14 protein-coding genes are annotated in these 14,971 nt (G+C 70.8%); 7 read left to right on the forward strand and 7 right to left on the reverse strand.

What is annotated here, in order from left to right; translation table 11 throughout:
• The first annotated feature begins 284 nt into the window (after positions 1–284).
• Together ACIHIX_RS44760 and ACIHIX_RS44765 are read left to right on the forward strand one after the other, a co-directional pair.
• Positions 285–872, forward strand: coding sequence for a hypothetical protein (locus tag ACIHIX_RS44760; protein WP_399966463.1), 588 nt, complete (start codon positions 285–287; stop codon positions 870–872).
• 249 nt (positions 873–1,121) lie between these two features.
• Positions 1,122–1,808, forward strand: a complete 687-nt coding sequence (locus ACIHIX_RS44765) for a hemerythrin domain-containing protein (RefSeq protein WP_399966395.1) — start codon at positions 1,122–1,124, stop codon at positions 1,806–1,808.
• A gap of 22 nt (positions 1,809–1,830) precedes the next feature.
• Here the strand turns inward: ACIHIX_RS44765 and ACIHIX_RS44770 are convergent, their stop codons facing one another.
• From ACIHIX_RS44770 to abc-f, 3 genes are all read right to left on the reverse strand, one after another.
• Positions 1,831–2,394, reverse strand: a complete 564-nt coding sequence (locus ACIHIX_RS44770; RefSeq protein ID WP_399966396.1) for a CGNR zinc finger domain-containing protein — start codon at positions 2,392–2,394, stop codon at positions 1,831–1,833.
• 42 nt (positions 2,395–2,436) lie between these two features.
• Positions 2,437–4,038 carry an ABC-F family ATP-binding cassette domain-containing protein gene (locus tag ACIHIX_RS44775; RefSeq protein ID WP_399966397.1) on the reverse strand — a complete coding sequence of 534 codons (1,602 nt, stop codon included), beginning with the start codon at positions 4,036–4,038 and terminating at the stop codon, positions 2,437–2,439.
• An 82-nt stretch (positions 4,039–4,120) separates the two neighbouring features.
• Entirely contained in the window at positions 4,121–5,755 is a 1,635-nt protein-coding gene (gene abc-f / locus ACIHIX_RS44780) for a ribosomal protection-like ABC-F family protein (protein ID WP_399966398.1), read from the reverse strand.
• Positions 5,756–6,090: 335 nt separating this feature from the next.
• Between abc-f and ACIHIX_RS44785 the strand changes: the two genes are divergently transcribed.
• The 5 genes from ACIHIX_RS44785 (at position 6,091) to ACIHIX_RS44805 (ending at position 10,259) form a co-directional block, all read left to right on the forward strand.
• The gene (locus ACIHIX_RS44785; RefSeq protein WP_399966400.1) at positions 6,091–6,807 is read left to right on the forward strand and encodes a molybdopterin-dependent oxidoreductase; all 717 of its coding nucleotides are present in this window, start codon (positions 6,091–6,093) and stop codon (positions 6,805–6,807) included.
• Positions 6,761–7,423: a cytochrome b/b6 domain-containing protein gene (locus ACIHIX_RS44790; protein ID WP_399966401.1), complete on the forward strand. Its 663-nt coding sequence runs from the start codon at positions 6,761–6,763 to the stop codon at positions 7,421–7,423. The genes ACIHIX_RS44785 and ACIHIX_RS44790 overlap by 47 nt, the downstream gene beginning before the upstream one ends.
• Before the next feature lie 83 nt (positions 7,424–7,506).
• On the forward strand, positions 7,507–9,087 hold the full coding sequence (locus ACIHIX_RS44795; protein WP_399966402.1) for a tannase/feruloyl esterase family alpha/beta hydrolase: 1,581 nt from the start codon (positions 7,507–7,509) through the stop codon (positions 9,085–9,087).
• 45 nt (positions 9,088–9,132) lie between these two features.
• Entirely contained in the window at positions 9,133–9,714 is a 582-nt protein-coding gene (locus tag ACIHIX_RS44800; RefSeq protein ID WP_399966404.1) for a DUF308 domain-containing protein, read from the forward strand.
• Between the two features lie 95 nt (positions 9,715–9,809).
• Complete coding sequence (locus ACIHIX_RS44805; protein ID WP_399966405.1) at positions 9,810–10,259, forward strand: nuclear transport factor 2 family protein; 450 nt, start codon at positions 9,810–9,812, stop codon at positions 10,257–10,259.
• Here ACIHIX_RS44805 and ACIHIX_RS44810 read toward each other — a convergent pair.
• The 4 genes from ACIHIX_RS44810 to ACIHIX_RS44825 all read right to left on the reverse strand — a co-directional run bounded on the left by ACIHIX_RS44810 (position 10,244) and on the right by ACIHIX_RS44825 (position 14,967).
• The gene (locus ACIHIX_RS44810) at positions 10,244–11,476 is read right to left on the reverse strand and encodes a cytochrome P450 (RefSeq protein WP_399966406.1); all 1,233 of its coding nucleotides are present in this window, start codon (positions 11,474–11,476) and stop codon (positions 10,244–10,246) included. The genes ACIHIX_RS44805 and ACIHIX_RS44810 overlap by 16 nt on opposite strands.
• Before the next feature lie 139 nt (positions 11,477–11,615).
• Positions 11,616–12,476 (reverse strand): Bax inhibitor-1/YccA family protein, encoded by an 861-nt coding sequence (locus ACIHIX_RS44815; RefSeq protein WP_399966407.1) that lies wholly within the window; start codon positions 12,474–12,476, stop codon positions 11,616–11,618.
• A gap of 134 nt (positions 12,477–12,610) precedes the next feature.
• A complete protein-coding gene (locus ACIHIX_RS44820) occupies positions 12,611–13,078 on the reverse strand; it encodes an SsgA family sporulation/cell division regulator (RefSeq protein WP_399966408.1) in 468 nt (155 codons plus the stop codon).
• A 191-nt stretch (positions 13,079–13,269) separates the two neighbouring features.
• Positions 13,270–14,967 (reverse strand): amidohydrolase, encoded by a 1,698-nt coding sequence (locus ACIHIX_RS44825; protein WP_399966410.1) that lies wholly within the window; start codon positions 14,965–14,967, stop codon positions 13,270–13,272.
• Between the last annotated feature and the right edge of the window lie 4 nt (positions 14,968–14,971).

Consider the following 14,971-nt stretch of genomic DNA (forward strand, 5'->3'; position numbering starts at 1 on the left):
GTGCGGGGCGTGTGGCCAAGACCGCGAAGTGTAGCCACGTTCCGTGACATGTGTGTGCGGCTGGAGGTGTTCCGGTGGGGTGACATGTCGAGTCTGGCGGGGAGTGACAGTCGGCGGATCGGTCACGTGACTTAGCACCCCTCGAAGAAGTAACCGTTTTGACTGGTGACGATGCTCCCGCAGAGGGTCGTCACCTGTCAAGGCGGTGACTCGGATGGGATGGCCGCAGCCCGTGAACCTCGGGGTGGCTCACTCCGTTCCACTCAGAGGAGGTGCCCTTGTACGTGCTGGTCCCCGACGACCCCGTGTTCTACGCGAAGTTCCAGAGCCTGGAGGAGCCGCTGCTACGGCACCTCTACGGCCTGCACCATGCGGGCGCGGACTCGGACGAGGAGCGGGTCATCGCGGACGCCTACGACAGCTGGGTGCAGGTCCTGCTCAAACTGCCGCTGTGGGCACGCTGGCACACCGAGGACGCGCCCGCGGTCCCCGCTCCGGGAGCGCCGCCACCCCGCTACACCCTGTACAGCGTGCGCGGCGACGAGTTGACGAGCCTCTACCCGATCGAGGTGAGCGCGGCCGACCTCGGGCATCTGACGGCCTGCCTCGACCTGTTCGCCGGCGCGGACACCGAGCCGCCCGAGGGCGAGGAACCTCTCTCCGACGTCTTCCGGCGCGTCATGGACGTGCTGCTGCTGCCGCCCCCGTCGGGGCTGCTGAACATCCTGCGGTTCGCCGTCGCCCCGGGTGCCGCCGTGACCTTGCCGGCCGAGCACGAGCGGGAGTACCAGCGCTTCTGCGAAGAGATCGTGACCATCCTCAGCTCGGGTGACACCTTCGCCTACCGCAGCCACCGGGCCATGTATCTCTGAGGTGTTTCACCGGCAGGGCGGTCGGGCGCACACATTGTGGTGAACCTTTCACGACCGTCCGCACGTTCTCCCCATGGAAGGTTCCGCCGTCAAACACGCGGACGGGGGAGCCAGGACGGGATGCTCGGAGTCCCGCCACGCTTGCGTGGTCCGTCCACGCCCGCGCGGTCCGTTCCCGTCCCCGCACCGGTGGCTTGAGCCCCCCTTCGGGCCACCGGTGCGCTCACTCATGTGGAGAAGGGTTCACGGATGTCCGCCACGCAGGCGCCGGTCACGGACGGCGCCCGTCTCTTCGAGGAACTCCTCGTCCCTCACACGGTCATGACCCGGGGCGCGGAGCTGGTCACGGCATCGTTCACCCGGCTGGCAGATGGTGCGGCCGTCGAGACGAGCACCCTGGTGACGACCGTGCGGTGGTTCGTCGACTTCGTGCGCCGGCACCGGCGAATCGAGGACGAGCTGCTGTGGCCGGTGCTGCGGATCCGATGCCCCGATGCGGCGCGCAGTCTCGATCTGTTGGACGAGGACGACGACGCGATGGCCGAGGGGCTCGACGCGCTGGAGAGCGTCATCGAGCGGATCGCCGAGGAGCGCCGGGTCGGCGGATCGGTGAGCTGGGGCCACGCGATGAAGGAGGGGACGCTCGCGTCTCACCGGGTGAGGCACGCGCTGACCGGGCACTCCGCCGTCGTACGGCCCCTGTTCAAGGGGCTGCTCGCCAAACCCGGGGAAGAGGATCTCCAGGTGCTCCGCAAGGCGGCGGCCGAAGGTGTCTCGCGCAGCGAGCCGCACCTGACCTTCGGATTCCTGGAACACCCCGAGCCCGTTCCCGGCCGGGAACGGGTCTACGCGAGTTTTCCGCCGCCCGTGCGCTGGGCCAGGGCGGTGCTGATGAACCGGTTCCGCAGGACCCTCAAGGATCTTGCGGCCGACTGATTCCGGCGACCGGGCGAGATGGTCAGTGCGCTGCTGTGGCGGGCGCGGACTTCTTGCGTGCCCGGTACGCGGCGGCCTTGATCTTGTTGCCGCAGGACTCCATGCCGCACCACTGGCGCCGCATGCCCCGGGAGCGGTCGATGTAGACACGGGTGCACTCGGGGTTGCCGCACTCCTTCATCAGCGGCACGTCCGGGCCGCTGAGCAGCTCCACCGCCTGCCGGGCGACCGTCGCCAGCGCCTGCTCGGGCGTGGCCTCGGTGAGCCGCCCGGTCGCGGTCAGCTGCGGAGTGACCGGGGTCTTGCGCGCGGCGGCGTTGACCGCCGCGAGCGCCTCCTGGTCGAACTCCTCGCCGAGACGGCGATCGGTGACGAGCCGGTAGACGGCCTCGCGTACGGCCGTCGCCTCCCGTACGTCGTCGTCCTGGCCGTCGGTGATCGTGTCCACCAGGCCGGACTCCAGGTACCAGGCGTTCAGCCGATCCGGCGTCACGAACATCTCGAACCGGGTCGAGCGCCGGGCCCGGAGGGTGGCCGCGAAGTCGAGAGCCGGGTGCCCGCATACGAAGACATGGTCAAGGTTCACATCACCATCTTGACAGGTGACTCCGCAGGGAGGCAAGAAGCGTCACCGTTCCAGACGGTGCTCCCGTCCCTGCCAGCGCCGACGCAGCCAGCGATCGTGGCTGGCCACGACGATCGCGCCGGGGCCCGGGCCCAGCGCCGCCTCCAGTTCGTCGCACAGGGCGGGGGAGAGGTGGTTGGTGGGCTCGTCGAGCAGGAGCAGCTGGGGTGGGCGGGCCACCAGGAGGGCCAGGGCCAGCCGGCGGCGCTGGCCCACGGACAGGTGCCCCACCGGCTTGTCCAGGTCCGCCTCGTGCATCAGGCCGAGCGAGCCCAGGGGCACCTTCTCCGCCCGCCGCACGCCGAGCGTCTGCTCGTAGGTGTCGCGGACCGTGCGGTCGTACCGCTCGAAGGCCGTGTCCTGGGTGAGCATCCCCACCGTGAGCCTGTGCCGCCGGACCACCTCGCCCTCGGCCGGCAGCTGCCCGGCGAGTACGGCGAGCAGCGTCGACTTGCCCGTCCCGTTGCCGCCCGTGACCAGCAGCCGGTCGCTCGGCGCCACCTCCAGATCGGCCGACGCGAGCCGCCCCGGCACCCGCACCTCGCTCAGCGACACCAGAGGCTGCGAGCCCTCCTCGCTGCGCGCCGCCAGTTCCCCGGCCGCGAACCGCAGCGGGCGGGGCGGCTCGGCGACCCGGGCGCGCTCCAGCTCCTCCAGGCGCCGGGTGGCGTTGCGGACCCGGCGGGAGATCTGGCTCTGCACCCGGCCCGCCCGGTGGCCGTACCCCATCTTCTCGTTGTCGGTGGGTCCCCGGTCCGGCGCGACCCGGTGCGCGGTCACCCCCGCGGACTCCCGCAGCCCCTCCCACTCCTCCTGCTCCTCGGCGAACCGCCGTTCCCAGCGCTCGCGCTCGGCCCGCTTCTCGGCCAGGTAGGCGGAGTAGTTGCCGCCGTAGCGGACCGGGCCGTCCACCGCCGGGTCGAGGTCGATCAGGTCGGTGCACACGGCGTCGAGGAACGCCCGGTCGTGACTGGCGACGACGACCGTGCCGGGCATGGCGCGGAGCTGTTCCTCCAGGAAGGCGGCGGCGCTGTCGTCGAGGTGGTTGGTCGGCTCGTCGAGGAGCAGGGCGGAGGGGCGGCGTACGAGGAGGGCGGCCAGGGCGAGCCGGCCGCGCTGGCCTCCTGAGAGCGAGCCGAGGGTGCGGGTGTGGGCGAAGCTGCCGAGGCCCAGGCCGGCCAGGACCAGGGCGGCTCGGCGGTCGGCGTCCCAGGACTCCCGGTGCTGGGCTTGCTCAAGGCGCCTGCCGTAGGCGTCGAGGAGGTCCTGGTCCTCCGGGGTCCGGGCCAGCTCCTCGCCGAGGCGGTCCAGTTCGGCGAGGTCCTCGCGGGCCTCGCGCAGCGCCTCGTCCAGGACCGTGGCGATCGTGGAGTGGGCGTCGTACGGCATCTCCTGGTGGAGGAAGCCCAGGTCGGCGGGGCGGGTGACGCTGCCCGCGTCGGGGGTGTCCAGGCCCGCGAGGAGGCGCAGGAGGGTGGACTTGCCGACGCCGTTCTCGCCGATGAGGCCGATGCGGTGGCCGGGGGAGGCGGTCAGGGAGACGCCGTCGAGGACGCGGCGGTCGCCGAGGGTGCGGACGAGGTCGTGGGCGATCAGTGCGGACACAGGTGTCCCCTCAAGGGTGAGCGGTGGGTGGCCCGCCGGGCGCAGGGCGCCTCGGACGCGGGCCAGGGCACACGTCACCGGCTCACACGTCGGGCGCCCCCGTCTCCTTGAGCGTGCCGTCGGCCAAGCGCAGCCAGCGGTTCACACCGATCTCGGCGAGGAACCGTTCGTCGTGGCTGACCACCATGAAGGCGCCCTGGTAGGAGTTGAGCGCGCTCTCCAGCTGGCCCGCGCTGACCAGGTCGAGGTTGTTGGTCGGTTCGTCGAGCAGGAGGAGGTGCGGGGCGGGTTCGGCGCACAGCACGCAGGCCAGGGTGGCGCGCAGGCGTTCGCCGCCGGACAGGACGCCGACCGGGAGGTGGGCGCGGGCGCCGCGGAAGAGGAAGCGGGCGAGGAGGTTCATGCGTTCCGCCTCGGGCCGTTCCGGGGCGAAGGCGGCGAAGTTCTCGGCGACCGTGCGGTCCAGGTCGAGCAGGTCCAGGCGCTGGGAGAGGTAGGCGATGCGGCCGTCGTTGCGCTTGATCTCGCCGCTGTCCGGGGCGAGTTCGCCGGTGATCAGGCGCATGAGGGTGGTCTTTCCGGCGCCGTTGGGGCCGGTGAGCGCGATGCGTTCGGGGCCGCGGACGGTCAGGTCGACGCCGCCGTCCGTGAACACCGGGCTGTCCCCGAGGCTGACCTGCATGCCCTCGCCGAGGAAGAGGTTGCGGCCCGCGGGGACCTGGGTGTCGGGCAGTTCCAGGGTGAGGCGCTGTTCGTCGCGCAGGGCGCGGCCGGCCTCGTCGAGACGGGACTTGGCCTCGCTGACCCGGGAGGCGTGCATCGTGCCGGACTTGCCCGCGGCCTCCTGGGCGCCGCGCTTCATGTTGCCCGCGAAGATCTTGGGCAGCCCGGCGTTCTTCAGGTTCTTCGAGGCGTTGCTCATCCGCCGTTCGGCGCGCTCGCGGGCCTGCTGCATCTCCCGCTTCTCGCGCTTGAGCTCCTGCTCGGCGTTGCGGACGTTCTTCTCGGCGACCTCCTGCTCGGCGCGCACGGCCTCCTCGTACTCGGTGAACGTGCCGCCGTACAGGCGCAGTTCGTCGCCGCCGAGTTCGGCGATGCGGTCCATGCGGTCGAGCAGGGCGCGGTCGTGGCTGACCAGGAGGAGGGTGCCGGAGAAGTCCGACAGCACGTCGTAGAGCTTGTGGCGGGCCTCGACGTCGAGGTTGTTGGTCGGCTCGTCGAGGAGGAGGACGTCGGGGCGCTTGAGGAGCTGGGCGGCCAGGCCGAGGGAGATGACCTGGCCGCCGCTGAGGGTGCTGAGGCTGCGGTCCAGGGTGAGATCGGCCAGGCCCAGGCGGTCCAGCTGGGCGCGGGTGCGCTCCTCGATGTCCCAGTCGTCGCCGATGGTGGCGAAGTGCTCCTCGGCGACATCGCCGGACTCCACGGCGTCCAGGGCGCGGATGACCGCGGCGACGCCGAGGACCTCGGCGACCGTGAGATTGCCGGTCAGAGGGAGGCTCTGCGGGAGGTAGCCGAGGGTGCCGCCGACGGAGATCGAGCCGGTGGCGGGCGTGAGTTCACCGGCGATCAGCTTGAGCAGGGTGGACTTGCCGGAGCCGTTGGGAGCGACCAGGCCGGTGCGGCCGGGGGTCATGGAGAAGGACAGGTCCTGGAAGACGGGGGTGTCGTCGGGCCAGGCGAAGGAGAGGTTCGAGCAGACGACGGACGCGTCGGACATGGAATGACCTCGGGTGAATCGAGGGCAGAGATCAGACTTCTGCCCTGGTCAGCTGTGGGAAAGGGGTACGACGAGACGGACCACCTCGGCAGCGCTCCTGTGCGCCGGCCGGTGGCCGTCAGCTCCGGGTCTCACCCGGAGATGTCGTCTTCACCCACCACGTCTGTGACTCCTCGATACACGGTCAACGTCGCTTCCAGCGTAGCAGCCGTCGATTCAAACGTTTGCGGTTGACAGCCCCGACACCCCCATGCCAGCATCGTCACCAGTTAAACCGGTGACGATGACTTGTGAGACGTCGCCCGAGCTCACACGTGTCCGAAGGAGCGCACACCATGGCAGAAAAGCCGAAGCCCAGGGCCGGCGGCGCACCCGTCGGCCGGCGGGCGATGCTGGGCATGCTCGGCGCGGGCGCGGCCGGCCTCGCCGCAGCGCCGTACCTCCAGCGCGGCTGGGAGGGGTTCCTCGCCAAGGCCTCCGAGGTCGACGCCACCGGCCTGACCGGGCTGCTGCCCAACCCGGGCGGCTTCCGCTACTACAGCGTCGTCGGCTCGGTGCCGCACAAGGACGCGACGAACTACGAGCTCACGGTCGGCGGACTCGTGGACCGGCCCAGGACCTACACGCTCGACGACCTGCGTGCGATGCCGCAGACCCGGGTCGTCCACGACGTGCTGTGCACCGACGGCTGGCGCGTGGACGACACCCCCTTCGAGGGCGTGAGGCTCGCGGACATCCTCGATGCCGCGGGCGTGCGTTCCCCGAGCGCGGCGGTCCGGTTCACCTGCTTCGACGGCGCGTACACCGAGAGTCTCACCCTCGAACAGGCCCGCCGTTCCGACGTGTTGGTGGCGCTGAACATGCAGGACAAGCCCATCACCCACGCGCACGGCGGCCCGGTCCGCCTCTATGTGGCGCCCATGTACTTCTACAAGTCGGCCAAGTGGCTGTCCGGTATCTCGGTCACCGACAAGGTCGTCCCCGGCTACTGGGAGGAGCGCGGATATGCGGTCGACGGCTGGCTCGACGGCGCCGACCGGGACGCGGCCTGAACCCGGCCGGGTCCGCCGCTTCACCACCGCCGAGCGCCTGGTCCACCGGGCCACCGGCTACCTGATGCTGCTGTGCCTGGTCACCGCCGCCTGTCTCTACATCGGGCCGCTGGCCCTGCTCGTCGGCCGACGCCACCTGATGGTGACCGTCCACGAGTGGTCCGGCATCTCCCTGCCCCTGCCCTTCCTGCTGGGGCTCCTCTCACCCGCCTTCCGCGCCGACCTGCGCCGCCTGAACCGCTTCGCGGTGTACGACCGCCAATGGCTGCGGGCCGTCCGCAGGCGCCGTAAGTCACCGGAGGCCCGCCCGGCCGGCAAGTTCAACGCGGGCCAGAAGCTCTACGCGGGCTGGATCGCCGGAGCGGTGCTGGTGATGATGTTCACCGGCCTGCTGATGTGGTTCATGGGCCTGCTCCCCTTCATCTCCCGCACCAGCGCGATCTTCGTCCACGACATCCTGGCCTGGGCCATCACCTTCGTCCTGATCGGACACATGCGCAGGGCATCCGAGGACCCCGAGGCACGGCTGGGCATGCGTACCGGATACGTAAGTCGGTCGTGGGCGGAGCGGTACCACTCGCGGTGGTTGCGGGAAGAGCGAAAGACCGTCGAATGACTGTGGCCCTGCTGTGCGACGCACGGCCAGAGTGCACATGTGTCGCCGATCCGGCGCACACCTACTTCTTGGATGGATGACCCATGAGACGACTGCTGACTGTTCTCGCGGCCGGTGTGCCGCTCGCCGCGGCGGTGTACCTGCCGACCGCTTCGGCGGAGCCGCAGACCACCTCCACGCTCCTTAACTGCGCGGCACCCTCGGTGAAGGCCCCCACCGGCACCAAGGTGGAGTCCGTGACCGCGGTCAGCCGGCCCGGCGGCACCATCCAGGGCACCGGCATCCTCCAGGGCACGGTCACCGACGTCCCGGCCTACTGCGAGGTCACCGTCACCCTCACCCACCCGGGCGCCGACGACCACGCCCAGGTGCGGACCTGGCTGCCCGCCAGCGGCTGGAACGGCCGCTTCCAAGGGCTCGGCGGCGCCGCCTACCTGGCCGGTGACAACAACCCGGGCCTGGCCACCGCCGTGAAGAACGGCTACGCCGCCGTCACCACCGATGCCGGCGTCGGCGACGCCCTCGACACCAGCTGGGCGCTGAACGGCCAGGGCCAGGTCAACACCGCGCTGCTGAAGAACTTCGCCTCCCGCTCCCAGCACGAGGCATCGGTCGTCGGCAAGGAGGTCGTCGACGGGATCTACGGCAAGCGTCCCGCGTACTCCTACTTCAACGGCTGTTCCACCGGCGGCCGTCAGGGCTACATGGAGGCCCAGCGCTACCCCGACGACTACGACGGCATCCTCGCCAACGCGCCCGCCGTGAACTGGGACGAGTTCGAGGTCGCCACGCTGTGGCCGCAGGTGGTCATGAACAACGAGAAGACCCACCCGTCGTCATGTGAGTTCAACGCCTTCTCCGCCGCCGCCGTCAAGGCCTGCGACACGCTCGACGGCGCCAAGGACGGCCTGGTCAACGACCCGTCCCGGTGCGACTTCGACCCGCGCCGGCTGATCGGCACCAAGGTCGTGTGCGAGGGCAGGGAGCTGACCATCACGGCGGCCGACGCCACCGTCGTACGCAAGATCTGGGACGGCCCGCGCACCGCCTCGGGCAAGAAGCTCTGGTACGGCGTCCCGATCGGCGCCGACATCAACGCGCTGGCCGGAGCCGACCCGTTCCCGGTGCCCGCCGCCTGGACCAGGCTGTGGGTCGCCAAGGCCCCCTCGCTCGACCTCTCGACGATCACCTACAGCCGGTTCACGGAGCTGTTCAAGCAGTCCCAGGCCGAGTACGACAAGGTCATCGGCACCGACGACCCGGACCTGTCGGCCTTCCGCAAGTCCGGCGGCAAGCTGCTGACCTGGCAGGGCGACGCCGACCAGTACATCCCCGCGCAGGGCACCGTGCAGTACCGCGAGCGGGTCGAGCAAGAGCTCGGCAGCGCCAAGAAGGTCGACGACTTCTACCGCCTCTTCCTCGCCCCGGGCACGGTCCACTGCGGCCTCAACAAGGGTGACGGCACCACCGACGACCTCGGCGCGCTGACCGCCTGGGTCGAGCACGGCAAGGCGCCCAAGACCCTGCCCGCGACCCTGATCAACGCCGACGGGCAGAGCGTCGACCGCGACCTCTGCAATTACCCGCGGGTCTCCCACTACCGGGGCTACGGCGACACGGCCGACGCCTCCAGCTTCACCTGCGTCCTCCCGTCCCGGCACTGACCGGCCCGACCCCGAACCCCTGACCTGAGAGAGGCCCGAACCACCATGAGCACCCAGACATCGACGCCGACGGTCACAGGCGAACGCGACTCCCTGCTGCGGCTGTACCTCGGCCGCGGTGTCCTGGCCGTGGCCTGGGCGCTGGCCTTCGCCAAAGCCCACGAGGACCTCGACGCCGTGGCGATCACCCTGCTCGTCGCCTACCCGCTGATCGACGCGGTCTCCTCGCTGATCGACTACCGGGCCACCCCGAACGGCTCCGAGCGCCGGGTCACCGCGTTCAACGGCGTCCTCAGCACCCTGGCCGCCCTCGCGATCGGCATCGCCGGCGCCGGTGACGAGGCGTCCGTGCTCCATGTGTTCGGCGCCTGGGCCATCGTCTCCGGTGCCGCCCAGGTGGTCGTCGGACTGCGGCGGCGCGGCCCCGAGCTGGGCAAGCAGTGGCCGACCCTGATCTCGGGCGGGCTGTCGTTCCTCGTCGGCATCACCTACAACATCCAGGCCGCGGGCGACAATCCCTCGCTCGACGTCCTGTCGGTGTACGCCACCGGCGGCGGGGTGTGGTTCATCCTCCAGGCCCTGCTGCTGGGCTGGAAGTCCCGCCAGCTGCGCACCCGGACCGTGTGACCTGCTCACACCCCGTCTTTCGACCCGCGGCCCGTACCGGACCGCGGGTCGAAGCGTTGCCCGACCACACCCGACCGGACAGGTATTTTCACGCCATGAGTACGACTGCGGACATCACACCCATCACCAACCTGATCGCCTCATACGCGGAGCTGGTCGACACCGGGGACTTCGCCGGCGTCGGTGAACTCTTCGCCGACGCCGTGTTCATCGGCAGCGGCGCACCCGTCCTCGGACGGGACGCAGGGGTGGAGAAGATGCTCAGGGACAGCGTGATCCTCTACGAGGACGGCACGCCCCGCACCCAGCACGTCACGACCAACATCGCCGTCGACCTCGACGAGGAGGCGGGCACGGCCGCCGCGCGCTCGTACGTCACGGTGTTCCAGGCCCTGCCCGACTTCCCGCTCCAGCCGGTGGCCGCGGGCCGCTACCGCGACCGCTTCGAGCGGGCGGACGGGCGCTGGCGGTTCACCGAGCGCCGGGTCCTGATCCATCTGGTGGGTGACGTCAGCCGTCATCTGCGTGCTCAGCCGACGCGGTAGCGCACCGGCAGGGCCAGTACCCCGCGGATGATGCCGGAACCGATCCACTCCAACTTGTCCGCCGGTACCGCGAGTTGGAGCTCGGGGAGGCGGGCGAGCAGGACGCGCAGGGCGATGGTCGCCTCCAGGCGGGCCAGCGGGGCGCCCAGGCAGTAGTGGATGCCGTGGCCGAAGGCCAGGTGCCGGGCAGCCGGGCGGGTCACGTCGAGTACGGCGGGGTCGGCGTCCTCGGCCTGCGGGGCGTCGCGTCCGGCCGCGCCGAGAGCCACGACGACCATGCTGCCCCGGGGGATCTTCACCCCGGCGAGTTCGAGGTCCTCGGCCGCGTAGCGGCTGGTGGAGCGCTCGACGGAGGGGTCGTAGCGCAGGAACTCCTCCACCGCGCCAGGCATCAGCTCGGGGTTCTCGCGCAGCTGCCTCAGCTGGTCCGGGTGTTGGAGCAGGGCCAGCACGGCGTTGCCGAGCAGGTTCACGGTGCTCTCGTGGCCGGCGACGACCAGCATCAGTGCCGTGCCGACCAGTTCCTCCTCGGAGAGCCGGCCGTCCTCCTCGTCGCGTACGGCGACCAGGGCGGACAGCAGATCGTCCTCGGGGCTGCGGCGTTTGTCCGCGAGGAGGCCGGCCAGCAGGCCGTGCAGGCCGGTCAGTGCCGTGCGGTGTTCGGGGGAGGCCACGCGCAGGGCCAGGCTCGACCAGCGGCGGAAGTCCGGGCGGTGCTCGTCGGGGATGCCGAGGAGGTCGGCGATGACCGTGGCGGGGAGGGGGGAGTTGAAAGCCTCCACGAGGTCCATCTCACCTGTCGGCGGCAGTGCGTCGATCAGGTCGTGGGCGATCCGCTCGATGCGCGGGGCCAGTTCGGCCGTACGGCGTGGGGTGAACGCCGCCGAGGCCAGGCGGCGCAGCCGGGTGTGCTCGGGCGGGTCGGCCTCCATCATCTGCGCGCCGAGCCCTACGGAGGGTTTGTTGAGTACGTAACCTGCGGCGGTCAGGGCCTCGGCGGCGGGGGTGGCGTCCTTGAGGAGGGCGGGGTGGGTGAGTGCCTCGCGGGCCAGGTCGTAGCCGACGACCACCCAGCCCTTGAGGCCGAGGTGGAACTCGGCCGGGTGGATGGGGCCGAGCTCGCGCAGGCGGGCGTAGCGCGTGGGGGCGTCCGCCTTGAAGGCGGGGTCGATGACGACCCTCGCGGCCTGGTGGGGGCACTGCTCGTCAAGGCTCATGCGGTGTCTCTCCCGTTGCGGCGGTCGGTCGTCACCAGGAGAACGATCGGGGTTCCTGGCGGGTTCAACCAGTGCGCCCGCGCGCGGGCATGCCGAAGGGGCACGCGCCGCCGCGCGTGCCCCTTCCCTGGTGGAGCGCTCAGTTGTCGCCGTTGAAGAGGGACAGCACGCGCAGCACCTCCAGGTAGATCCACACCAGGGTGGTGGTGAGACCGAAGGCGGCCAGCCATGCCTCCTCGCGTGGGGCGCCGTACGTGACGGCGTCCTCGACCTGCTTGAAGTCCAGGGCCAGGAAGGCCGCGCCGAGCACGACGCCGACGAGACCGAAGGCGATGCCGAGACCGCCGCTGTGGAAGCCGAGGCCGTCACCGGCGCCGAAGGCGGAGAAGAGCAGGTCGGCGAGGAGCAGCAGGACGAAGCCGGTCGCGGCGGCGCCGACGAAGCCGGCGAACCGCTGGGTCACACGTATCCAGCGCATCCGGTAGGCGATGAGTACACCCGCGGACACCGCGAAGGTGCCGAGGACTGCTTGTACGACGACGCCGGGTGCGATGTAGGTGGAGACCGTGCTGGACAGCACGCCCAGGAAGACGCCCTCGAAGGCGGCGTATCCGAGGATCAGCGCCGGGGCCGGGGTGCGCTTGAAGGACTGGATCATCGCCAGGACGAAGGCGACGAGGGCGGCACCTACGGCCAGGCCGTAGGAGTGGCCGACGTTCGCCTCGTCGACAGGCAGCAGGAGCCAGGACAGGACGGCCGTCAGGACCACGGTGCCGAGCGTCGTCGCGGTGCGGACGACGACGTCGTCCATGGTGACGGCGGTCGAGTCGGCCCGGAGCGAGCCGTCGGCGCCTGGGGCGTAGGGGTTGGTCAGGTGGTCGTGGTCGTCCGCCGGATGGCCGCCGACCGTGGCGCCCACCGGGCGGCCCGCGGGCGCGGCTGTCCGGCCGGCCGCGCGGTCGCCGCCCCAGCGGGACAGGAACGGGTTGCTGGTCCTCACTTCGGTCCTCCTCATGTGCCGCACACGTGCGGCCTTCGGCACAGGGGTGTCGGCGGGACGGAAACCCTGCGCGTCACCACTCTGACAGGTGACGCAGAGGGAGGCAAGTCATCCCTCCGGGGCTCCGGCGGCGGTCATTCGGGAGATACTCCCGGGCCTTCGAGCAGCTCCCGCAGGAAGCCGTCCCAGTCCAGACCGTCCATCTCGGCCTCGGCCGGGATGATCCGGTAGGTCGCGTCGAGCCACGTCGCCAACGGCGGGATGGGCACCTCGAACAGGGCGTTCACCTCCTCCGACTCGAACAGCAGCCAGGACGAGGGCCGTTCCCCGGGTGCCATCGGCCACATCCGCACATCGCCGGAACCGCTCATCGCCGTCAGACCGCGATGGAGCAGCTCACGGCCGAGGCGCCAGACCAGCGCCGGTCCGCGCTCCGACATGAACTCGACCGTGATCACCGCGGGCAGGTCCGGGTCGAAACGCAGGACAGCGACGACCGGCTGCCGGGTGAACTCGTCGAGCATCTGGTCGAGATCCAGGTGCAGCGCGGGCACGAGCTCGGGCGCCGAACGCGCCCGCAGGGGTGACTGATCACGGTGCATGACAGGAGTTCCCCTCCGAGGGACGAAGTGTGTGTTCACCACTCTTCGCCCGGCACGGCGGCGGCACATCGGTCAGTTGACGACAGGTCCTGCGGACCGCGTGAGTCTTGACGTAAGTCACCCGGACCTCCGCCCGCGGTCGCGGGGGCGTGACGACCACGGGCGGAGGTGTGTGCGGGGCGCTCTCGCCGTCAGGTCACCGGCGCGAGGGCGGGGCCCGTGCCGCCCAGCTGCTCGGTGGACACGACCGGCGGCACCGGCCAGGTCACGCCCTTCGGCGGCCAGGACTGGCCGGTCGCCTTCAGGAACGAGGCGGGCGGCTCGTAGAGCGGGGGCTGGTTGCCGTCCGGGATCATCGAGGTCCAGGTGATGCCCTCGGTACGGTCCTTGAACTCCTGCTTCATCGCGTCCAGCAGGTCAGGCTGCTCGATCAGGTCGATCGCGCCCGCCGCGAGATAGCGGGCGGCGGACAGCAGCGCCTGGTGGCCGATGTTGGTGGCCGCGGTCGCGGTGGCGCCCCAGTTGTGGTTCGGGATGCCGGGCGGATAGGTGGCGGACAGCAGTACGGCGGTGGGCGCCTGCCAGCTGATGTCGGCGGTGTCGGTGGCCAGACCGCCGGTGTAGGCCGCCGCCGGAGGCGCCAGCGGGGTCAGCTCGGTCGGCATGCCCACCTCGGGCTTGCCCAGCGACTTCTGCACCGCCTTGGCGAGGGCGTGGTCGGCGTCGGTGAACTTCGGCGCGCCGAGCTGCCGCATGTTGTCGTTGAGCAGCTCCGCACCGGCCTTGTTGGCGAGCAGATTCCAGGTCGCGGAGTGGAACTTGTGCACCAGCCGGGTCTGGCTGGCCTGGGCCGCGGCCTTGCCGCACTCCACGATCTTGTCGTACAGCACCCTGGCGCGCGCCGGGCTGCCCTCGCGGACGAAGAACCAGATGGAGCACATGTCCGGGGTCACGTTCGGGGCGCCGCCCCCGTTGATGATCGCGTAGTGGAAGCGGCCGGACGGGGCGACGTTCTTCTCCCGCAGGTACTCCGACATCGTCGCCATCAGCAGAGCGCCGTCCAGCCCGCTCTTGTTGCCGAGCGGGGTGCCGCCGTGGCCGGAGGCGCCGAGGAAGGTGAACGTGGCCGATATCAGTGCGCTGGTGGTGTTCCAGAACGGCACCGTGATGTTGAAGGGGTGCCAGTCCAGGAAGGCGTCGAGGCCGTCGTAGACGCCCGCCTTGGCCGCGTACGCCTTGCCGACGAGCTGTTCCTCGCCCGCGCTGCCGAACAGCTTGACGGTCGCCTTCAGCCCGTTGGTGCGGATCGCCCGGGCGACCGCGATGGCGGCTGCCGTGCCGCCCGCGCCGAGGGCGTTGTGGGCGTCGCCGTGGCCCGCGCCGTACGTGGGGCCGTAGGCGTCGTAGTGGTGGACCAGCGGGTCGTGGGTGCCCACGCCCTTCTTCTGCGACAGGCCGGGCAGGGCGTCGTACTCGGCGTTGAAGCCGATGACGGGGCCCTCGGTGCCGTACGTGGCGACGAACGCGGTCGGGAAACCGCCGGCGCCCCAGGTGACCGTGAAGCCGTTGTCCTGGAGTAACTTCGCGTGCGCGAGGGAGGACTTCCACTCGCGCAGGGACAGTTCAGCGTGCTGCCAGACCTCGTCGCTGAGCTTGGTGATCGCGCCCTCCTCGGCCGCGATCCAGTCGAGGGCGGTCTGCTTGGCCGCGGTGTTCCGCGCCAGCCCCTTGGGAGCCCGGTAGGTGGCGGGGGAGACGCCGGTCTTCTCGTCGTACCCCAGGGTCGCCGCGAGCACCGGGTCGGCCTGCAGGATGGCCGCCGTGCTCGCGGTGGCGCCCAGGCCGAACATCTTCAGCAGGCGTCTGCGGCCGGGATGGAAGTCGTTCACGTCG

This window comes from Streptomyces sp. NPDC051913 (genome assembly GCF_044593635.1).
In the GTDB taxonomy this organism is placed as follows: domain Bacteria; phylum Actinomycetota; class Actinomycetes; order Streptomycetales; family Streptomycetaceae; genus Streptomyces.